The following is a 4,329-nucleotide window of genomic DNA, read 5'->3' on the forward strand; positions in this document are numbered from 1 at the left end:
GGTCAGCGTTGTTTTACCATGGTCAACGTGGCCGATAGTACCGACGTTAACGTGCGGTTTTGTACGTTCAAACTTTTCTTTAGACATCGATTGTCCCTCTAAGACACGGATAAATCGGTGATATCACCACATCAACCAGGCATATGCCTGAATTAGCTGAATGCATTAACAGAAGAGAAACAGGGAGGAGATAAAGAAGTGGTGCTGATAGGCAGATTCGAACTGCCGACCTCACCCTTACCAAGGGTGCGCTCTACCAACTGAGCTATATCAGCACATCTTGTTGGAGCGGGCAGTGGGAATCGAACCCACATCATCAGCTTGGAAGGCTGAGGTAATAGCCATTATACGATGCCCGCATCCTGGAACTCGGCTACCTGAATCTTTCTGTACTGAATATGAGAGAAGGCCTCTCAATATTCGAGCCGACAAACTGCTTGTCTATCGTCTCGGGCTTCGCAATGCGTTGCCGAATATGGTGGTGGGGGAAGGATTCGAACCTTCGAAGTCGATGACGGCAGATTTACAGTCTGCTCCCTTTGGCCGCTCGGGAACCCCACCTGGGGTACTTGATGGTGCCGGCTACCGGAATCGAACTGGTGACCTACTGATTACAAGTCAGTTGCTCTACCTACTGAGCTAAGCCGGCATCAAGTAGCGCGCATTCTAGGAAGACAGAGCCGCGCATGCAACAAAAAAATTGCATAAAATGCACTACCGCTCACATTTTGCGCTAGATCTCGAAAATATGATGGCTAAAGCACCAATTGAGAACAAATTTCCATCATTACCGCCTGCCATTTTGCCTGACCTGACGTTTTGTTATGGCAGAATGGCAAGCGTGAGTCCTGAAAGAGGCTAGTTATGCAACGATTACTTGCAGGCCTCTCTTTTACCTAAGCGTAACGTGATGTATTCGCCGTAATACATCACTGCTGTTGATTTTTTCTTATCGTTCTCTGCATTCCGGTGTTACCCTCCTGCCCACTATTGAAAAGTTAAATACGCTGCATACTTTTGATGCACTACGTTTGATTTCATGCGTAAGAGAATGCAGTGCGTAAATTTTGTCCTGAATTACAGGCAGAAGCATGCTTATGAGTAATAAAGAGCAAATGTTGGCAACGACCCCATATCTACAATTTGACCGGAGCCAGTGGGCGGCTTTGCGTGACTCAGTCCCCATGACGCTAACCGAAGGGGAAATAGCCCGGTTAAAAGGCATTAACGAAGACCTCTCCCTGGAAGAAGTGGCCGAGATTTATCTGCCGCTGTCTCGCCTGCTCAATTTTTATATCAGTTCAAACCTGCGGCGCCAGGCGGTACTCGAGCAGTTCCTTGGCACAAACGGACAACGCATTCCTTATGTCATTAGCATTGCGGGCAGTGTGGCGGTCGGGAAGAGCACTACAGCTCGCGTACTGCAGGCTTTGCTGAGCCGCTGGCCTGAGCATCGCCGGGTTGAGCTGATTACCACTGATGGCTTCCTTCATCCAAATAAAGTGCTCAAAGAGCGCAATTTGATGAAGAAGAAAGGCTTCCCGCAATCCTATGATATGCATCGCCTGGTGAAGTTTGTCTCTGATATCAAATCTGGCGCAACCAATGTGACAGCGCCGGTTTACTCACATCTCGTGTATGACGTGATTCCTGACGGTGACAAGATAGTTGCCCAGCCGGATATATTAATCCTGGAAGGATTGAACGTTTTGCAAAGCGGGATGGATTATCCGCACGATCCGCATCATGTATTTGTTTCGGATTTTGTGGATTTTTCTATTTATGTCGATGCGCCGGAAGAGTTATTACAAAACTGGTATATCAATCGTTTCCTGAAATTCCGGGAAGGCGCTTTTACCGATCCAAATTCTTATTTCCATAGCTATGCAAAACTTTCTCAGGATGAAGCTGTGAATATTGCCATGCAGTTATGGAAAGAGATTAATCTGTTGAATTTACAGCAGAACATATTACCCACACGCGATCGCGCAAGCTTAATAATGACAAAAAGTGCTAATCATGCCGTTGACTGCGTTAAGCTGAGAAAATAATAAGGCGAGGGGGAAATCCCCCTCTCTTTAATTCACACCGCGCAGGGAAATTTCACCGCCAACCCAAGACTTTATTACGCCATCCTGTTCCAGCAATAATCCCCCCTGCTCGTTGATCCCGCGAGAAATACCATAAATCTCACGTTCACCGATAATGAGCTTTACCGGACGATGAATAAAATTATCCAGCTTTTCCCAGCGAGGCAGAAACGGTACCAGACTTTCCTGCTCAAATAGCTGCAGCGCCGCACGAAGCTCCTGAATAAGCGTTATGGCCAACGTATTCCTGTCAATACGGATACCGGCTTCCTGCAGGTTAATCCAGCCCTGGTTAATCACATCTGTAGCTACGCTGCGCATCGCGAGATTAATCCCTGCTCCAATTACTATCTGTGCAGCGTCCCCCGTTTTGCCCGTGAGCTCAACCAGAATACCGGCAAGCTTGCGATCGCTGAGATAGAGGTCATTTGGCCATTTAACTCTGACCTCTTCGGCACCAAGCCTCTGCAATACTTCGGCCATCACGATGCCAATAACAAGGCTGAGACCAATTGCCGCCGCGGGTCCCTGCTCCAGACGCCAGTACATGGACAGATAAAGATTTGCCCCAAAGGGGGAAAACCACTGGCGACCTCGTCTGCCACGCCCAGCCTGCTGGTATTCGGCTATACAGGCATCACCGGACTGAAGGGTGCTGAGGCGATCGAGCAGGTACTGATTGGTCGAATCAATCACCGGTAGCACAGCTACTGTACCACTATCGATTTGCGACTTAATGAAGCTTTCATCCAGCAGCTGGATGGGCTCCGGCAAGCTGTAGCCTTTGCCCGGAACGGTGAAAACATCAATACCCCAGTCTCTCAACGTTTGAACATGCTTATTAATCGCGGCACGGCTCATGCCTAATTGCTCACCCAGGTGCTCGCCGGAATGAAACTCGCCGTCTGCAAGAATACTGATTAACGTTAACGGAACTCGATTATCTTTCATGCGATAGTCTCCACGGCGCTGACTTCACCTTTACCGCCCATAAAACGAACCTCAGGCTCAAGCCAGACATCAAACTTTTCTCCGACTCGCTGGCGAATATAATGAGCGAGGGCAATTACATCCGCGCTGCTTGCCTCATCTTCATTAATAATAACAAGGGCCTGCTGCTGATGAACCGCTGCGCCACCGATGCGATGGCCCTTGAGCTGGCATTGATCGATCAGCCAGCCCGCAGCAAGCTTAACGCTAGCGTCAGGTTGCGGATAATGAGGCACGTTCGCCACGTTGGAAATCAGTTTTTCTGCCTGTTCGGCACTAATAACGGGGTTTTTGAAGAAACTACCGGCATTACCATTCACTTTAGGATCGGGCAGCTTCGAGGTTCTCATAGCGCAGACGCTTTCAAAAATCTGCTGAGGCGTAACGGTAGCCGGATCTAATTTAGTCAGATCACCATAGTTGAGCACAGGCATCCATGCTTTCGGCAGGCGGTAACCTACAGCAACAATCGCGAAGCGATCCTGATAGTCATGTTTGAAGATACTGTCACGGTAGCCAAAGCGGCACTCTTCGTTGGTTAAACGCAACGCACGGCCGTTGCTCAGCTCAACACAATCGACGTAATCGCAGACCTTTTTTATTTCGACCCCATATGCTCCAATGTTTTGGATTGGCGATGAGCCTGCACAACCGGGGATCAAAGCAAGATTTTCCAGACCCGGCATGCCTTGCTGGAGGGTATATTCCACGAGATTATGCCAGTTTTCACCGGCTCCGACATGCAGTAACCAGGCATCTTCAGTTTCAATCACCTGGATCCCTTTGATGCGATTAACAATCACCGTTCCCTCAAAGTCCTGCAGGAAAAGGACGTTACTGCCTTCACCCAGAATAAGAACGGGCTGCTGAGCATGCATCGATGCTGTCCATGCTTCAGTAAGCTGTTGTACGGATTCAGCGATAACTATACGTTCAGCCGTTGCCTGAATACCAAAGGTATTGAAGGGTTTAAGAGAGGAGTTCATGTCAGCCATTTCCCGGAATATTAACCGAAGTAGTTTACCCGATCCTACCGGGATTGGCTTGCCTGTCTCGGTATAACGCGCATAGCAAAAAGGCCCAGTCTTTCGACTGAGCCTTTCGTTTTATTTGATGCCTGGCTGTTCCTACAGTACTCGTATCATCCTGATACTCGCCCCTTTGGGGCCGCCGCACACGGCGTTCAAACGTGTTCCCGACACGTTTGTCGCATGCCCATGCTCGTGCAGATAATTTCCTGATATCACAT

Annotated in this window: 4 protein-coding genes and 4 tRNA genes; 1 reads left to right on the forward strand and 7 read right to left on the reverse strand. The window is 48.9% G+C overall.

The window, feature by feature from the left end:
• The 5 genes from ACE38U_RS22280 to ACE38U_RS22300 form a co-directional block, all read right to left on the reverse strand.
• On the reverse strand, positions 1 to 87 hold an 87-nt coding region (locus ACE38U_RS22280), incomplete at its 3' end, for a GTP-binding protein (RefSeq protein WP_002436303.1).
• Between the two features lie 112 nt (positions 88 to 199).
• Positions 200 to 275, reverse strand: a tRNA-Thr gene (locus ACE38U_RS22285).
• 9 nt (positions 276 to 284) lie between these two features.
• Positions 285 to 359, reverse strand: a tRNA-Gly gene (locus ACE38U_RS22290).
• Between the two features lie 117 nt (positions 360 to 476).
• Positions 477 to 561, reverse strand: a tRNA-Tyr gene (locus ACE38U_RS22295).
• Between the two features lie 12 nt (positions 562 to 573).
• Positions 574 to 649 (reverse strand) — tRNA-Thr (locus tag ACE38U_RS22300).
• A 448-nt stretch (positions 650 to 1,097) separates the two neighbouring features.
• Here ACE38U_RS22300 and coaA point away from each other — a divergent pair.
• Positions 1,098 to 2,051, forward strand: coding sequence for a type I pantothenate kinase (coaA, locus tag ACE38U_RS22305; RefSeq protein ID WP_038483028.1), 954 nt, complete (start codon positions 1,098 to 1,100; stop codon positions 2,049 to 2,051).
• A gap of 27 nt (positions 2,052 to 2,078) precedes the next feature.
• Here the strand turns inward: coaA and birA are convergent, their stop codons facing one another.
• Both birA and murB read right to left on the reverse strand, forming a co-directional pair.
• Positions 2,079 to 3,041: a bifunctional biotin--[acetyl-CoA-carboxylase] ligase/biotin operon repressor BirA gene (birA, locus tag ACE38U_RS22310; protein WP_154189596.1), complete on the reverse strand. Its 963-nt coding sequence runs from the start codon at positions 3,039 to 3,041 to the stop codon at positions 2,079 to 2,081.
• Positions 3,038 to 4,066 carry a UDP-N-acetylmuramate dehydrogenase gene (gene murB, locus ACE38U_RS22315; RefSeq protein WP_375530532.1) on the reverse strand — a complete coding sequence of 343 codons (1,029 nt, stop codon included), beginning with the start codon at positions 4,064 to 4,066 and terminating at the stop codon, positions 3,038 to 3,040. Before murB ends, birA begins: the two co-directional genes overlap by 4 nt.
• Between the last annotated feature and the right edge of the window lie 263 nt (positions 4,067 to 4,329).

Origin of the sequence: Cedecea selenatireducens (assembly GCF_042138895.1) — a bacterium.
Taxonomy (GTDB): domain Bacteria; phylum Pseudomonadota; class Gammaproteobacteria; order Enterobacterales; family Enterobacteriaceae; genus Cedecea; species Cedecea selenatireducens.

What these genes read in the sequence shown, in the direction of transcription:
- coaA (WP_038483028.1), top strand. Translation starts at nt 1,098, where the DNA reads ATGAGTAATAAAGAGCAAATGTTGGCAACGACCCCATATCTACAATTT.
- birA (WP_154189596.1), bottom strand. Translation starts at nt 3,041, where the DNA reads ATGAAAGATAATCGAGTTCCGTTAACGTTAATCAGTATTCTTGCAGAC.
- murB (WP_375530532.1), bottom strand. Translation starts at nt 4,066, where the DNA reads ATGAACTCCTCTCTTAAACCCTTCAATACCTTTGGTATTCAGGCAACG.